The following is a 15,921-nucleotide window of genomic DNA, read 5'->3' on the forward strand; positions in this document are numbered from 1 at the left end:
CAGATTCCTTATCGTGATGCCATGCCGACGGGGTTCTTACCATTGGCGACAACGCGAAAACCAGCAAGCGTGCGCTCGACGGCTTTGTCATCGTAAAGAGCAAAGGCGTTCACCTGAAGGGTCTCAGAAAGCAGGCGCTGCGCAACGGGAAACCGGCGACGCGTCTTTACCCCATAGAAATTCACCAGTGCATTATGTTCGGGGATAAGCAAACCGCCCTTGCTTTCCACGGGGCAGCTTTGCTCTTGCAAGCGCTGCAGAACAGATTCCAAGGGGCCAAGGGCTGAAGTATCGACGCGCACAGGAATACGCCAATAGACCCGGCTGCCTTCCCGCGCAGTCACAAAAGTCTGAAAGCCGGGCACCGAGCTGAGACCTTGCTCGAATCGTCGTGCATTTTCAACCAGCCGTTGAGACCGTTCGCCATAGGTTTGCAGTTGCTCAAGGGCCAGTGCCATGGCAAAGGGATGGGGTCGATACTTAACCCCCACGGAGTTGTGCATGTGCTTGTATTCCGCCGTGATGAAAGCCTGGGGGACACGGTTGACATGACCATACAGCAACATACGGTCACGCAGGCGGTCGTCGTTGCAGGTGACTACTCCGAGCTCTCCCCCGGATATCAGCTTACCTTTGCCAAACGAGGTGCAGACAAAATCATAATAATACCCCAGGGGTCTATCGTTCCAAAGGGTTCCGTGGGCGTGCGATGAATCACTGATGAGAGCCAGATGATGTCGTTGCGCCAGGCTCTTCAGGGCCCTCACATCAGCGGGGCATCCCCACGGCTGATGCGCTATGACGGCACGGGTGCGAGGGCCTATCGCCTGTTCGACTTCTGCGACATTCACCGTGAAATTGTCGGCGCAAACGTCGCAAAATATGGGAACACCACCCAACAGGCAGACAGGCAGTGCCATGGCATAGTATCCATAGGCGGGAATTATGACCTCGTCGTCCGGCTGGATATCCAGAGCAAACAAGGCCATGTGCAAAGCTGCAGTGCCGTTGCAGGCGGCAACGGCATGACGGGCGCCGAAAAATTCAGCGGCTGCGCTTTCAAAACGCTCGAGAATGCCTCCTTCGGTTACCGAAAGATCCTCCGTCAGGACCTCCCGCACAAGACGTTCCAAATTCTCATCGTTCAAGCCATAAAAGATTCGCTCAAGCCGCTCCGTTGACATCCATCATGCTTTCATTCACTCAAGAGGTTATGCGATGCCGGCCCATGACCGTATCAGCTGCGCTATTCTTTTCATCTGCCGTTGCGGAATAATGGGATAGACACAGATTTCCAGTAACGACGCCTCGCGCGGAACAGTCGGCTCAATATCGCGCTTCTTCTCAAAGCGAAAGTGCTTGAGCTGCGTGCAGTCGGTCATGTCCGTAGTCTTGGCATCGATTCCATGACGCAGCAGGAAGTTTCTAAGATCATTGCGTTTCCGGGGATCCACCGTGAGCGGATAGTAGACATAGACGTGGTCTTCCCGTAACATTTTAGGTGGCTGCACCCAGGGAACCTCTCCCAAATTTTCCGTCAGCACCCGAGCGTTTTGCCGGGCACCCTCGTTAAACGCATCGATATGTCTAAGTTGCAGCAATCCCAAGGCTGCCTGTAAATTTGCCATAGGTTCGATGAGTGGCAGGGCCGCGGCAAACCGATCGAGGAGCTCCTCCCCCACAGCTGAATCCATGAGCGGTTTCCCCAGAGCAAGCTTAAGTCGCAAAACCTGATAGGCGGTCAGCCCGAACACCACTGGTCGGGTCACCAGCCACTTGGTCCATATGGAGGCCGCCTGCCCCAGGATCGCATTCGTCTCAGGAAGGGGGGTTTTCGATAGTATCGTCCGAGCCCGCTTGGCAATTCCCGAATCGGCCGTGGCTATGGCTCCTCCACCAAAGCACGGCATGTTCTTCCCTTCTGCAAAGCTAAATATTCCAACATCACCAAAGGCCCCCGCTTGTCGACCGTTCACCCTGACCCCGCAAGCGTGGGCACAATCTTCAAGCAATTTGATGCCGCGGCTTTTTGTCAACTCCGCTATCTCGCCGATGGGGCATGGTTGTCCAAAGATATGAGTGGCCAGAACAGCACCGGTGTTTTCGCTGATCTTTGGCTCTATGTGCTCCGGCCCTGCATTGAAGGTATGTGGATCGACATCGCAAAAAACCGGCTTATAGCCCAGCAGCTTGGCCACCATTGGCATCACCGGAAAAGTGAAGGCCGGGAAAATTATCTCCGCGCCCTTGTCCAGATCGAGCGCCTCCAGTGTCAACTGGAACGCAGTACGTCCGGAGGAAGTGCCAAACACGTAAGGCACTCCCAACCATTGGCCGAATCGCCTGGGGAATTCTTCCAGCGCCGTACCCTCACGCACCGATTTAGTAACAATACTTGTGATCAATAACCTGAGTGTTCCCGGGGGAAGATTCACACATCTTCGAGGTACCGTGCCGATGAGCGCCATAACAATCCTGTTTCCTTAGAAGTCGGCTTTACAGCAGAGAGCCGCCTTGTACTCCCGTTTGGTAGACTCCTTTTTCCAGAAGACCTTGCGGATGCCGAGAAGTGTTTTCAATATGTCCGGGTTATGCAGATAGAACCGCCAATGCTTCCACAGGTGGTTCAGAGCAAATCGCGGGCGCAATATGTAGCGCAGGTAAAATTCGGAACGTAGCTTTACAAGGTCTTCCAGCGGCACTTCCGAGAGATTGACCTTGGGCGTTGCGTAATGAAACATTTCGGCCGGTTCGACCCCTGCCAGCTTATGCCGGTACATTTCCCACGCCCTGGAACCGGGATAAGGGGTGTAAAAGTGTACTTGAATGCTGTCCGAATCAAGTTGTTGAGCCAAGCGGATGGTTTGCTCCATCTCCTGCCGGGTTTCAGTCGGATTGCCAATCACATAGTAGGCGTTGGTTCCGATACCGAGCTCGCGCGTCCAGTTGAATACCCGCCGGCAAAGTTGCGGCCACGGTTGAGTCTTCGTGGTCTTGTTCATAGCGTTGATGATGCGTTGCGAACCGGATTCCACCCCGATGCCCAGCATGACGCAACCCGCCTGCTTCATCACCTTGAGAAGGTCATAATCGATTTCATCGACACGCACGCGCGCCATCCATGGGATGTCAGATTTGCGTGCGATCAGTTCCCGGCAGATCTCCCGGACAAATCCCCGGTGTGCAGAGAAGCTGTCGTCTTGAAAGGAGATTATGTTCACTCCCTGGCGCGCCATATGTTCAAATTCGTCGGCCACGTTGGCAGGTGAACGTTTGCGCAGCTTCTTACCGACGCTTACCCGCATGACTTCACTGCAAAAAACGCAATTATGCGGGCAGCCTCGCAGGGCGATGATATAGCCCCAAATGACCCGTTTGGGAACGCGAACCGGAAAAATCGAGCGGTATGCTTCCAACTCTTCCTTGGTGTAGGAAGGGAATGGGAGCCGATCAGCATCGGTCACGACGAATCGCCGCCCCTCGAGGTAATGGTTGAGAAAATGCTTCTGCCACGTCTCGCCCTGTTCGACCCCACCCCGCCTGATCCATTCAAAAAGGCGAAAAAACACTTCCTCGGGCTCGCCCAGAAGAATCGCATCGTAGGGATGACCCGCTGAGTTTTCCTTGCCGTTTTTCGAGTAGTACCCCTGTCCTATGCCGACAATGAGGGGTGGCTCGGGTCTGCGCTTCAAAGCTGCAGCAAACTGGTCGGCCACCTGAACGTCAAAGCTGGACGCTGAAACTACAATCAAATCCGGGCGGATATGGTCTGCCAGTTCGAGCAGTTCGGCCACGCCCATCGGATGAATCCAGCAATCGACATTGGTTACCTGGAGGTCACGGTAGGTTTCCAAGCCCGCCTGAATGTATTTTAGAGGATAGCAGGGATCAAAAAACTGCGGGTGATCAACCTCTTTGTCTACCGCCGAGGTCACACGCACAAGCAGCACTGACTTGATTTCCACAACAATCTCCTGATGTTCAGATAAACAGACCGAGCCATCTAAAATCCGAGGGGTACCGGCGAGCCACTGTTGCGTCTGTTTTCATATCGCAGCCTGCATGCCATTCGAGTGATTCTCAACACGCCTGTCAAAAACGGCGCAAACCTTGTCATAAACTTCGTCGACCGAAATAAGCTGCATACAAAGATTGTTCCTGCATGTCAACTGGCGGTTGTTATACGCATTGACGCACGGGCTGCACACAGTACCCGCCCAGATGACATGGCTGCGCTCGCACGGAGCGGCAAAAAGGCGGGGCGTTTCCGGTCCAAACAGCGTAATTACGTCGATGGGCGTCAGGGTGGCAAAATGAGCGGGGCCACTGTCGTTTGTGACAAGCACTTCGGCTGCCGCATAGACAATGAGGAGCTGTCGGAGCGTCGTACGCCCTGCCAGGCTGAAGCAGCGTTCCGAGCCAACCTCAAGGACCAGATGCTCGACCAATGCCTGCTCGTTTGGAGCCCCTGTAAAGGCAATATAAACGGCCGGATAGCGAACCAGAAGGCGCTGTGCCAATTGGACGTATTTGTGGCGGTCCCATCTCCTGAGCGGAAGCAAATCGCTGCAATTGGCATTCAAGAGAATCATCGGGGGAGGTTGAGCCTGTCCTGTCAACTCGCGGATCATGGATCTCACCGCCGCGATCTCATCCGCTTGCGGCGCAAAGGTCGGCAGGGCGCTGCGGCTCAGGGCCGGCGCCGGCATGCCAAAAGCCGGGAAGAGCTCAGCAGGATGGTTGAGAGCTTCAACCATGACTTCGAAGGATTGCGCAGTATGGATATGAGGGTTGTACACCAGCCGGTGAGTCATCAAATTGCCTCGATAAGGTCCGTCACCGGCGTAGGAATGAAAGCCGACGCGTCGCACGGCGCCGCTCAAATAGGTAAAAATGGCGGAGGCCCTGGCAAAAAACTCCATGTCCACGGCTGAATCCAGCTCCAGAGATCTCATGCGTCGAATGGCTGCCATGGCTGAGACCACCAGAGAAACCAGGGAATCGGTCTTGATGCAAATCACATTCCTGCCCGGGATGACATCCAGCGCATCGAGGATGAAGCGGTTTTCCTCGAACACCAAAAAGTATACGTTTTGTCGGCCCACCATCTTTGTGGCGCGAAGAATTGCCGCATGGGCCAACACGGTCGATCCCTGCTCGGCCGGCTTTACGAAAAGAATCTTTTTGACCGGCCCTGCACGATGGGTCCGCAAAATGTTTTGCAATTTACAGACCATGGTCAAAGCCAGGGTGATCCCCGTCCCGAGCCATCGATCTATGTTGCGCAATGTGGAGACCTTCATTTCACCCGCATCAATCAATGCACTGTCAGAACCTATTGGACTTGTTGGTCATTAAGAATTCCGCATTCAGCAGTAGGAATTTGACATAAAAACACGACTTGCAATGGATTTCAAGACTCAACCGATCGCGGGAACGGATGCAGCATCAGATCGGCCACAACCAGCAGCACCATCGCTTCACAAACGGGCACGATACGCGGGATAGCACAAACGTCATGACGGCCCTTTACGGCAACGGTTGCCGACTCACCATAGGTGGTGACGGTTTGTTGCGGGATAGAAATGGAAGGTATTGGTTTGACAGCCACGCGTATGATAATATCCGATCCGTTGGATAAGCCTCCCAGTGTCCCCCCTGCATGATTACTTGCATAGCCCTGCGCGGTAATGGGATCATTGTGCTCACTGCCGAGCATTCCGGCCGACACAAATCCGTCCCCGATCTCAACCCCCTTGACCGCGCCGATGGACATGAGGGCTCCGGCAAGCTGCGCATCGATTTTATCGAAGACGGGTTCTCCCAATCCGGGCGGGCATCCGCGGACACACACTTCGACAATGCCACCGATCGAATCTCCCGCCTCCTTGACTTCCCTTATGCGCGCCTCCATCGCCGGGACGCATTCCGGATCGGCACAGTAGAAAGCATTGCGATTGATTTCATCCCACTCATGCCTGCGTGCCCGCACACCTCCCAACACTTTGGTGTAAGCCTGCACAGCAATACCGCACTGGCGCAGAAACTTGCGCGCAACGGCTCCAGCTGCCACCCGGGCCGCGGTTTCCCGGGCCGAACTGCGTCCTCCGCCGCGCCAGTCCCTCACCCCGTATTTCTGTTCGTAGGTGCGATCCGCATGCCCGGGACGATAAAGCTTGGCCAGCGCACCATAATCTTTGCTCCTCACGTCCCGGTTGTAGATGATAAGACTGATGGGGGTTCCAGTAGTGATTCCCTCAAAAACCCCGGATAAAATCTCAACCCGATCCGCTTCGCGACGAGGCGATGTAAACCGGCCCCCCGGCTTGCGCCTGTCCAGGTCCGATTGGATGTCCTGCTCCATCAAAGCAATGCCTGGTGGACAGCCGTCAATCACAGCTCCAAGGGCAGGTCCATGAGATTCGCCCCAGGTAGTGACGCAGAAGATGCGCCCGAAGGTATTCCCCGCCATAAATGACTCCCTTCCCATAATTATATCCGCGCCCGCTGAGCTGTGCGCGGGTTGACTCTTCAGCGGAAAAAGTTATTCTAAATTATCTCATAAAGGGGCGAGATTTGTAAGAGCTTTCCTGGTCAGGAGGTTGCGCTGTCGACTGGACAGGAGCCAGGGATCTGGTGACGTAGAGACCGCTACAACGGTGTGTGTGATGCCTTGGCGACTCCTGACCGGGTCTTCTGCTCGATTCTTGATGTCTGGGAATTGATGGTGAAAGGAAGGAGCGGGGATGAGTGAGCATCATCCTGATTTTGGGGAAGAACTGGCGAGTGGTGTTGAAGAAGAGCTCGAAGAGCCCCCAATGTACAAGGTGCTGCTGCACAACGACGATTACACCACCATGGAGTTCGTGGTGGAAATACTGCAAAAAGTCTTTTACAAACCTCCCGCAGAAGCGACCCGCATCATGCTGCTCATTCACAGAAACGGAGTGGGGGTTTGCGGTGTCTACACCGTTGAACTGGCGGAGACAAAAGTCGAATTAGTCCACCATTTGGCGAGGAAGAACGGTTTTCCATTACAATGCACCATGGAAGAAGCATAAATGATTAACAGGGAACTAGAAATCACATTTGCGGCGGCGATCAAAGAGGCTAAAACCAGGCGCCATGAATTTTTTACTCTGGAACATATCCTCTATGCCATGCTCTATGATGTGACAGGCAGGCGCATACTGCACCACTGCGGTGCCGACCTGGAAACCTTGAAGGAGCGCCTGGAAAAGTTTTTCAAGGAAAGGGTCGAGGTGCTGCCGGAAGGCCATGACCAGGATCCCGTCCAGACCATGAGCGTGCAAAGAGTGCTTCAAAGAGCCATCATGCATGTTCAGGGAGCCGAGAAAAAAGAGGTAGATGCGGGCGACATACTCGCCGCCATGTTCTACGAAGAACACTCCTATGCGGTATATTTTCTCAAAGCTCAAGGGGTTACCAGGCTGGATGTGTTGAGCTACATTTCCCACGGCATCTCCAAGGTCGCAGAACCGGAAAATGCACCCAACGAAAGGCCTTCTCTGGCCCCCGCTCCCGACCAGAAACAGGAAACGCGCAAGGCCGGTGCCCTGGAAAGTTTTACCGTCAATCTGATTCAGCGGGCATCGGAAGGACTCATTGACCCTCTCATCGGACGTGAAGACGAGATCCTCAGAACGTTGCAAATACTGGGCAGACGCACCAAGAATAACCCGATTTTTGTAGGCGATCCGGGGGTCGGCAAAACGGCCATCGCCGAAGGTTTAGCGCGCAAAATCGCGCACAGGGAAGTCCCCGGTACGTTCCATGACGTGGAGATATTCGCTTTGGACATGGGTGCCCTGCTGGCAGGAACTAAATTTCGCGGCGATTTTGAAGCCAGGTTGAAGGGGGTCATTCAGGAGCTCAAGAAGAAACCGGGAGCTATTCTTTTCATCGATGAAATCCATACAGTGGTCGGAGCCGGGGCCACCAGCGGCAGCTCCATGGACGCCTCCAACATTCTCAAACCCGTGCTGGTGAGCGGCGGCATTCGCTGCATCGGATCAACCACCTACGAAGAATATAAGAATCACTTTGAAAAGGACAGGGCGTTGAGCCGCCGTTTTCAAAAAGTTGAAATCCGCGAGCCGTCCGTCGAGGAAACTTACCAGATCTTGCAGGGACTTAAATCCTACTACGAGGAACACCATCAGATACGCTACACGGATGCGGCATTGAGAACGGCCGCCGATCTCGCTGCGCGCCATATCAACGATCGCTATATGCCGGACAAGGCCATTGATGTGATCGACGAGACGGCGGCGAGCTTGAGGCTCAAAAAGGATCGTCGCGTTCGCAAGGTGGTCAATCCCAAGGATATTGAGATCGTCGTTGCACGCATGGCGAAGATACCGGCGCGCAGCGTTTCATCCAACGATCAATTGCGCCTTCAACATTTGGAAGATGAGCTCAAGAACCGGGTCTTTGGCCAAGATGTTGCCATTGAAATGTTGAGCAAAGCCATAAAGCGTTCGCGGGCCGGACTGCGTATCCCGACCAAGCCCATCGGATCGTTCCTGCTCATCGGGCCAACGGGTGTAGGCAAGACCGAGGTGGCACTGCAGCTGGCCGGCATACTTGGGGTCAACTTTGTGCGCTTCGACATGAGCGAATATATGGAGAAGCATACGGTTGCGCGTTTAATCGGCGCGCCTCCCGGCTACATCGGATTCGATCAGGGTGGTCTTCTCACTGACGCAATACGCAAGAATCCGTACAGCGTTTTGTTGCTGGATGAAATCGAAAAGGCTCACCCGGATCTTTTCAGTATTCTGCTGCAGGTCATGGATCATGCCACTTTGACGGACAATAACGGGAAAAAGGCCGATTTTCGCAACGTCATATTACTCATGACCTCCAACGCCGGTGCTCGGGAAATGAACAGCCCCGCCATCGGTTTCGGCAACATGGACAACGAAAACCGGACCGCCAAGGGGGTCAAGGCCGTGGAAAAGCTCTTCAGTCCCGAATTCAGGAACCGGTTGGACGGGACGGTACCATTCAGCGGTCTGACTATCGAAATCATGGAAAGGATCGTCGACAAATTCATCGCCGAGCTGGAAATTCAGTTGTCCGAAAAGAAGATCCACTTTGAGCTGACTGCACCGGCGCGCCTGTGGCTGGCTGAAAATGGATACGATGCGGCATTCGGAGCGAGACCGTTGGCAAGGCTTATTCAAAATGAGATCAAAGACGTTTTGGCGGAAGAGATCCTGTTTGGCCGATTGCAGAACGGAGGCCGGGTGCGGATAGACAGACCGACAGAGGGATTGCAAGAAGACTACATGCGGTCCGGTGAAAATCTGACCTTTTCCTTTTTGGAGGACTAGGGCCGCATCCAGACCATGTGCCTTTGTAGCCATGCCCATTTTCCGACTGACCAAAGCGCTGCTGTTCCCTCCCTGCCACTATGCGGAACCGGACGGACTGTTGGCCATAGGCGGAGACCTTTCCCCCGAACGTCTGCTGCTTGCCTATCGATTGGGGATTTTCCCCTGGTATTCCGAGCACACCCCCATCCTCTGGTGGTCGCCCGACCCCAGGCTTGTCCTGTTTCCGCATGAACTTCGAATCTCCAAGAGCCTTCAAAGAGTGATCAAGAAAAACCTTTTTACGGTGACTGTGGACCGGTCCTTTGGTCAGGTCATACAACGGTGTGCCGAGATACGTCGGACTCAGGGCGAAGGCACCTGGATCCTGCCGGATATGATCGACGCTTATTGCCGTCTGCATCGACTGGGATTTGCCCATTCCATTGAAAGCTGGATGGAGGGGGAATTGGTGGGAGGTCTTTACGGCGTGGCCATTGGACGGGTTTTTTTCGGCGAGTCCATGTTCACCCAAAGGACCGATGCGTCCAAGGTTGCCTTTGTCCATCTCGTCAGAATGCTGCAGCGTTCAGAGTATCAGTTGATTGATTGCCAGATATCCACGCACCACCTCAAGAATTTTGGTGCCCGGGAAATACCCCGTACAGAATTTTTGAACCGTCTGGCCGCAGCCATCAAGAATCCGGTCAGTCCGGATATCTGGGCGGTGAAACACATTTCCGGCGATTTTTGAGGTGGCATATGGTTTTGCTCGAGGGATCCACCCGTGCAATAGCTCCCTGCAGGGCATCAAGTTCTTAAGGCTGCTCTCACCTTCTGGGCCAGATCTCGATTGGAAAACGGCTTTTGAATGAAGTGCACGCCTTCTTCCAGCACACCCCGGTGGGCTATGACATTGGCTGTGTAGCCGGACATGAAAAGAGTCCTGAGATTGGGGTGCAGCGACTGCAATCTGTCGGCGAGCTCCCGCCCGTTCAGTTTTGGCATGACCACATCGGTGATGAGGAGATCGATTGCGTCACCATGTTCCGCAGCAACTCGCAGGGCGTCATCCGGCGTGTTTGCAATCAGCACCCGGTAACCCAATCTTTCCAGCATCGCTTGACCCATCTTCAGCATCACCGCCTCGTCTTCTACCAGCAGCACCATTTCCCCACTGCCCTGTGGGATTTCTTCCACAACCTGTGCGCTCGGCCCAGCGGCTTCCCCCACCATGCGCGGCAGGAATATCTTGAAGGTGGTTCCTGTTCCCGGATTGCTGGAGACTTCAATGAGGCCGTTATTTTGTTGGACTATGCCATACACGGTCGCCAACCCCAGACCCGTGCCCACCCCCACTTCTTTGGTGGTGAAAAACGGTTCAAATATATGCTCCAGCTTTCCCTTGTCCATGCCGCAGCCGCTGTCGCTCACAGCCAATAAAACATACTCCTTCGGTGCCGCACCATCGTTCCTGTCGTCGTTCTCCTCACCGATCGTCACATTGTTTGTCACTATGGTCACTTTGCCCACTCCCGCGATGGCGTCCCGGGCATTGACACATAAATTGGCCAGAATTTGATCGATCTGGGCGGGGTCCATGTTGACCAGCCCCAAGTCCGATGCCGGCAGCCATGCCAGGTCGATATCTTCACCAATCAGGCGGCGCAGCATCTTGAGCATGCTCTCGACAGTTTCATTTAGATCCAGCACCCTGGGAACAATGGTTTGTCTGCGGGCAAAAGCGAGCAGTTGCCGGGTGAGATCGGTCGAGCGGCGGGTTGCATGCAGGATTTGCATCAAGTCGGCATGCAGCGGATCATCCGCAGGCACCTTTTCCAGCGCCATTTCTGTGTATCCTAGAATCACTCCCAGCATGTTGTTGTGATCATGGGCAACGCCACCCGCCAAGCGGCCGATGGACTCCAGCTTCTGGGCCCGATTGAGGGCTTCTTCGCTGCGGCGCAATGATTCTTCCGCACGCTTGCGCTCAGTGATGTCGACAATACAGCTGATACAATGCGCCGGCCGGCCTTGTGGACTTCTGATTAGAGTGGCATCGAGCAGCCCGTGGACCACATGGCCATCACGGTGAATGAATTGCTTCTCCATGCGATAGTGATTGATTGTGCCTCTGGCCAGTTGCGACTGCAGCTCAAGATTCTCCTCCAGGCTTTGCGGAGCGGTAATATCCTTCAGATACTTGCCGATCAGTTGTTCCTCGGTGTATCCCAGCATGCCGCAGTAAGCTTGATTGGCATTTTCAATCCGAAAATCAAGGGAAACCCGTGCAATCCCGAAGGCCACATGTTCATAAATTTGACGAAAACGCTGTTCACTTTCGCGCAGGGCGGCGGTCCTTTCCTGAACGATGCGCTCCAGCAAATCCCGCTCACGCCGCAGCGCATCCTCTGCCTTCTTGATGCGCAGGGCGACCCTGACCTGTGACACCAGTTCAGCGGAATCGATCGGTTTGGACAGAAAGGCATCCGCTCCCAGATCCAACCCTTTGGTGCGGCTTTCGGCATCGGTCCTGATGGCGGTGATCATGACCACCGGGATGTGGCTGGTGGCGACATCGGCTTTCAGCTGCCGACACGTTTCATAGCCGTCCATGACGGGCATTTTGACATCCAGCAAAATGACGTCGGGCCGCTCCGATCGCGCCTTTTCTATTCCCTCCACGCCCGACTGGGCAGTGCTTACAAAGCACTCGGGCATTAAGTTTTTCAGCAAGGCGGCCAGAACGACCAGGTTGTCCATCTTATCGTCAACCGCCAGTATTCTCGGCATACTCCCTCCATCATCCTTTCAGCCATCGACGAATCTTGCTCAGCAGGCTCTCCGGTTCGATCGGCTTGGGAATGTAGTCGTCACAGCCCGCTTCCACAATTTTTTCCCGATCACCCTTCATGACCTGCGCGGTCAGAGCGATCACCGGAATGTGACGCAGGTTCTCATCATCTTTGAGCTGCCGCACCACCGCAAAACCGTCCATCTTGGGCAGGGCAATATCCAGAAGAATCAGGTCAGGACAGGCTTGAGAAGCGATCCGCAAACCCTCTTCACCGTCTGTCGCCTGCAGAATTTGATAACGGTCCTGTAACACGGCTTTTAGCGTGGTCATGTTATCCGGATTGTCTTCCACGATGAGGACGGTTGCTGCCTGTGAGCCGCCCCGCAAGCGAGCTGCCTGAGTGCTATCCCGCAGCGCACGCGTGCCGTCGGGCTGCAGTTCTACAGGGGCCGCACCCAATTTCCCGCCCAGCATGGTTTTCATCTTTGCCAGCAGGCTTTCCCGGTCCACATCCCCCTTCTGCACCAACTGTTGGATGTGGTTGGCGCTGAGTCTTTTAAAGTCCTCTGCAGTCAAATCCTTGGCGGTGAGCACCAACACCGGAATATTTGCCGTAACCGTACTGCCGCGGATTTTTTCCAGGACCGCAAACCCGTCGACTTCCGGCATCATCAGATCCAGCACGATCCCGTCGGGGACGGTATGAGACACATAGGCACAGGCCTCCTGCCCACCGCGCGCCACTTCCACCACATAGCCCGCCTCCTGCAGGACCGATCGCAACTGGATGATAGCCGCCTCGTTGTCTTCGACCAGGAGAATCCGGGGAGCATCGGGCGACTTCTCAGAGGCCTGCGGTTTCGGCAGATACTCCAGCCTGAGCAGGATTCTTTTAATTTCCCGCAGCAGCGTCGGCGCTGTTGCTGCGCTCTTTTCCAGTACCGTAAACACATTGCCGCTCAATTTGCTCCGGTCCTCCTCCGTCAGATCCTTTGCCGTCACAACGATGACCGGCAGGTCTCGCAGGCCTGGTTTGCTGCGGATTTTTTCCAGCACGGCAAAGCCGTCCGGCGGGGGCATCATCAAATCGAGAACCAGGAGGTCGGGAGCCTCTTTCTCGATCATCTCGAGACAGGCGGATCCGCTTTGTGCAACGACCGGCGTCAGACCTGCCGCTGCAACGATCCGCCCTATTTCCAGGCGGTCTATTTCGTTGTCATCCACGATCATGATGGAGCGCATTGCCGGGCTGCCGAGCCTACGGATTTCCGAGATCAACCGCTTCTTGTGAACCGGCTTGGTGACGTGGCCGATGGCACCGAGGGCGAAACCGGTCTCTTTTTCTTCTGACACAGAGACAACAATCACCGGGATATCTCTGGTAGCAGGATTCTGCTTCAACCCCTGCAAAACCTCCCAGCCGTCCATGTCCGGCATTATGATGTCCAGGGTGACGGCAAAGGGAAGCTCACTGGCGGCCAGCTTCAAAGCCTCCTCCCCGGACAGGGCAATGACTGTACGGTAACCCTCCTGGAACAGGTAACGGGAAATCATCGCGGCGGTTTGCGGCTCATCCTCTACGATCAGAATGGTCTTTTCGGCATGCCTGGAACCTACAGTGCTTCCCACACTGAGGGGCTCATGAGCCGGTGTTGCCCCCTGCCAAACGAGGGGAAGAGTCAGGGTGAAGGTAGATCCGGCACCCAGCGTGCTGCTCACAGCAATGTTACCGCCCAGCAGATGAGCCGCCTTGCGAGCTATCGCCAGCCCCAGTCCTGAACCTTCATGGCGTCTCGAGGACGATCCATCTGCCTGTCGAAACTCATCAAAGATAAAGGGGATATCCTCCTGCGCAATGCCAATCCCTGTATCCGCGATCTGCACTGAGACTCTCTCCTCATCACACGTGGCAGCAATGGTCACACTCCCCTTGTCGGTGAACTTGACGGCATTGGCCAGCAGGTTCTGGAGAATCTGTGCGACCCGCAGCTCATCACTTTCGATGGGTGGGAGGTTTGCAGGGACTTGAGCATGGATCCCAATGCGTTTTTCTTCGGCCAGAGGCAAGATGCTTTGCACGACATTTTCGAGGACCAGGCTTAATGAAAAAGAGCGTGGGTGCAGGTCCATTCTGCCCGCCTCGATCTTGGAAAGGTCCAGGATATCGTTAATCAGGGTCAGCAGGTTTTTGCCGTTGCGCTCAATAATTTCCAGATAGTTGAGCTCTTCATCGCTCAATTTATTCCTGGCCTGCATCATCAAGACACGTGAGAGGGCCAATACGGAATTGAGCGGTGTGCGCAGCTCGTGGCTCATGTTTGAGAGGAACTGGCTCTTCAGTCGGCTGGCCTCTTCCACCGCCAGCCGCTGCTGCTCCAATTGAATATTCTGCTCCTGCAATTCTTCCCACTGCTGCCGCAGCTCCTCCGCCTGCATCTGCAGTTCCTCCTGCTGGGCCGTCAGTTCCACATTTTTGCCACGCAGCTCCTCGGTCAGCCGCCGCGTCTCGTCATTGGCCAGCAGATTGGAAAAGGCCGTGCTCAGGGCAGTCATTGATTGCTTGCTCAGGATCACCAAAGAAGCTTTTGTATAGGCGCTGACAGTGGCCAGGCAAAGCATGCCCCGGACCTTTTCGTCCACCATGACGGGAAGGCTGATGATCTCCCGGGGAATCGCCGTACCCGCAAACGTCTTGAAAGTAAAGAGGGTCTCCTCGGGAATGTCGCGGATGTGGGATGCCCTGCCGGTCTTCAAAGGCAGGCCGAGCTGCCCTTCGAAGCTTGAGGCGTCGAACGGCTCCAGCAGTTCCCGGCTGACTCCAATGGCAGCCAAGGGGGAAAACAACCCATCATTCTTATCCCGCAGGTAAAAAGCCCCGAAGCTGGAGCCGGTGATGTCCATGAATTTCTCCAGGACGGTTTCCGCAAATGCCTTGGTTTCATTGGCAGTGATCAGTGCTTCGGCTATCAGAGTTCCCTTCTGCTCCGTTTCGACGCGCAGCGAAATGGCTTCCGCCATCTGGTTGAAGGCGGCCGAAAGGCTGCCAAATTCGTTGGCGGAGGCATACTGACTGCGAGCGTCAAGATCGCCTCTTTGAAAACATTCCGTCACCGCAGTCAGGTCTTTTAAAGGCTCGCGAATCCGCCGATACAAGAGGATGCCGCCCCCTGCCGTAAGCGCCAGAATAAGACCAACCACCACCGCCAGCTGCACCCTCAAAAAATTATGCTGCCGAGTGGCTTCCTGAAAAAAATCGTCCGCCTTTTGTCGGGCAAAGTCACTCACTTTCTGGACGTAGCCGAGCAGCTTATCCGCATGGCTTCCGCCGACGCCGGTCGGCTTGGTGCGCTGCATCGCTTCGGCCGTGTGCCCTGCTTGCAGCAAGCGGATGGTCTCCCGGCGGATGCTGTTCCACTGGACCAGGGCGTTGAAGGCGGCATCCAGGTCTTGTCGATTTCCCAGGTAACGCTCATAGAGTATATCAAACTGCCGCCGGGCGTCGGCTTCAAGCGTTTCCATGTCCCGCTGGATCGCTTTCCGCTCCCGTCCATTATCCGCCAGGCAAATGTCTTTCATTCCCCGATGTATGGTCAACACATCAGAAATGATCTGGCCCACCGCCCTGCTTACCATAAACGGATGAGAGTACAGATCTTTGGTGCTCTGCCACAGCAGGCTCGTTTGCACCCAGGCTACGACACCCAGGAATATGACGAATAGCTGGACGACCCCCAGGCCCATCTTCAGTTGCGTACTGATTTTCGGATTCTTGTATTGCACTGGTCA

At 55.0% G+C, this 15,921-nt stretch carries 10 protein-coding genes; 3 read left to right on the forward strand and 7 right to left on the reverse strand.

Annotation, left to right across the window (positions count from 1 at the left end):
* Nucleotides 1–8: 8 nt before the first annotated feature.
* The 5 genes from K1V27_RS14125 to aroC form a co-directional block, all read right to left on the reverse strand.
* Entirely contained in the window at nucleotides 9–1,184 is a 1,176-nt protein-coding gene (locus tag K1V27_RS14125) for an aminotransferase class I/II-fold pyridoxal phosphate-dependent enzyme (protein WP_258930679.1), read from the reverse strand.
* 27 nt (nucleotides 1,185–1,211) lie between these two features.
* The gene (locus tag K1V27_RS14130) at nucleotides 1,212–2,468 is read right to left on the reverse strand and encodes a DegT/DnrJ/EryC1/StrS family aminotransferase (RefSeq protein ID WP_258930680.1); all 1,257 of its coding nucleotides are present in this window, start codon (nucleotides 2,466–2,468) and stop codon (nucleotides 1,212–1,214) included.
* 15 nt (nucleotides 2,469–2,483) lie between these two features.
* On the reverse strand, nucleotides 2,484–3,965 hold the full coding sequence (locus K1V27_RS14135) for a B12-binding domain-containing radical SAM protein (protein ID WP_258930681.1): 1,482 nt from the start codon (nucleotides 3,963–3,965) through the stop codon (nucleotides 2,484–2,486).
* An 81-nt stretch (nucleotides 3,966–4,046) separates the two neighbouring features.
* The gene (locus K1V27_RS14140; RefSeq protein WP_258930682.1) at nucleotides 4,047–5,303 is read right to left on the reverse strand and encodes a glycosyltransferase family 9 protein; all 1,257 of its coding nucleotides are present in this window, start codon (nucleotides 5,301–5,303) and stop codon (nucleotides 4,047–4,049) included.
* A gap of 110 nt (nucleotides 5,304–5,413) precedes the next feature.
* Entirely contained in the window at nucleotides 5,414–6,472 is a 1,059-nt protein-coding gene (aroC, locus tag K1V27_RS14145; RefSeq protein ID WP_258930683.1) for a chorismate synthase, read from the reverse strand.
* Nucleotides 6,473–6,746: 274 nt separating this feature from the next.
* Here aroC and clpS point away from each other — a divergent pair, with 274 nt between their 5' ends.
* From clpS to aat, 3 genes are read left to right on the forward strand one after another with little or no spacing between them, the layout of a single operon-like run.
* Entirely contained in the window at nucleotides 6,747–7,061 is a 315-nt protein-coding gene (gene clpS, locus K1V27_RS14150) for an ATP-dependent Clp protease adapter ClpS (protein WP_258930684.1), read from the forward strand.
* On the forward strand, nucleotides 7,062–9,359 hold the full coding sequence (gene clpA, locus K1V27_RS14155; RefSeq protein WP_258930685.1) for an ATP-dependent Clp protease ATP-binding subunit ClpA: 2,298 nt from the start codon (nucleotides 7,062–7,064) through the stop codon (nucleotides 9,357–9,359). It begins immediately after the preceding gene.
* A gap of 31 nt (nucleotides 9,360–9,390) precedes the next feature.
* Nucleotides 9,391–10,092, forward strand: coding sequence for a leucyl/phenylalanyl-tRNA--protein transferase (aat, locus tag K1V27_RS14160; RefSeq protein ID WP_258930686.1), 702 nt, complete (start codon nucleotides 9,391–9,393; stop codon nucleotides 10,090–10,092).
* A 56-nt stretch (nucleotides 10,093–10,148) separates the two neighbouring features.
* Here the strand turns inward: aat and K1V27_RS14165 are convergent, their stop codons facing one another.
* Together K1V27_RS14165 and K1V27_RS14170 are read right to left on the reverse strand one after the other, a co-directional pair.
* Nucleotides 10,149–12,131, reverse strand: coding sequence for a response regulator (locus K1V27_RS14165; RefSeq protein ID WP_258930687.1), 1,983 nt, complete (start codon nucleotides 12,129–12,131; stop codon nucleotides 10,149–10,151).
* 10 nt (nucleotides 12,132–12,141) lie between these two features.
* Nucleotides 12,142–15,915, reverse strand: a complete 3,774-nt coding sequence (locus tag K1V27_RS14170; RefSeq protein ID WP_258930688.1) for a response regulator — start codon at nucleotides 15,913–15,915, stop codon at nucleotides 12,142–12,144.
* Between the last annotated feature and the right edge of the window lie 6 nt (nucleotides 15,916–15,921).

Origin of the sequence: Desulfoferrobacter suflitae, from assembly GCF_022603395.1 — a bacterium.
Lineage (GTDB): Bacteria > Desulfobacterota > Syntrophobacteria > Syntrophobacterales > Syntrophobacteraceae > Desulfoferrobacter > Desulfoferrobacter suflitae.

Coding starts and splice junctions, on each gene's coding strand:
- K1V27_RS14125 (WP_258930679.1), bottom strand. CDS start 1,184: ATGTCAACGGAGCGGCTTGAGCGAATCTTTTATGGCTTGAACGATGAG.
- aroC (WP_258930683.1), bottom strand. CDS start 6,472: ATGGCGGGGAATACCTTCGGGCGCATCTTCTGCGTCACTACCTGGGGC.
- K1V27_RS14140 (WP_258930682.1), bottom strand. CDS start 5,303: ATGAAGGTCTCCACATTGCGCAACATAGATCGATGGCTCGGGACGGGG.
- clpA (WP_258930685.1), top strand. CDS start 7,062: ATGATTAACAGGGAACTAGAAATCACATTTGCGGCGGCGATCAAAGAG.
- clpS (WP_258930684.1), top strand. CDS start 6,747: ATGAGTGAGCATCATCCTGATTTTGGGGAAGAACTGGCGAGTGGTGTT.
- K1V27_RS14130 (WP_258930680.1), bottom strand. CDS start 2,468: ATGGCGCTCATCGGCACGGTACCTCGAAGATGTGTGAATCTTCCCCCG.
- K1V27_RS14165 (WP_258930687.1), bottom strand. CDS start 12,131: ATGCCGAGAATACTGGCGGTTGACGATAAGATGGACAACCTGGTCGTT.
- aat (WP_258930686.1), top strand. CDS start 9,391: ATGCCCATTTTCCGACTGACCAAAGCGCTGCTGTTCCCTCCCTGCCAC.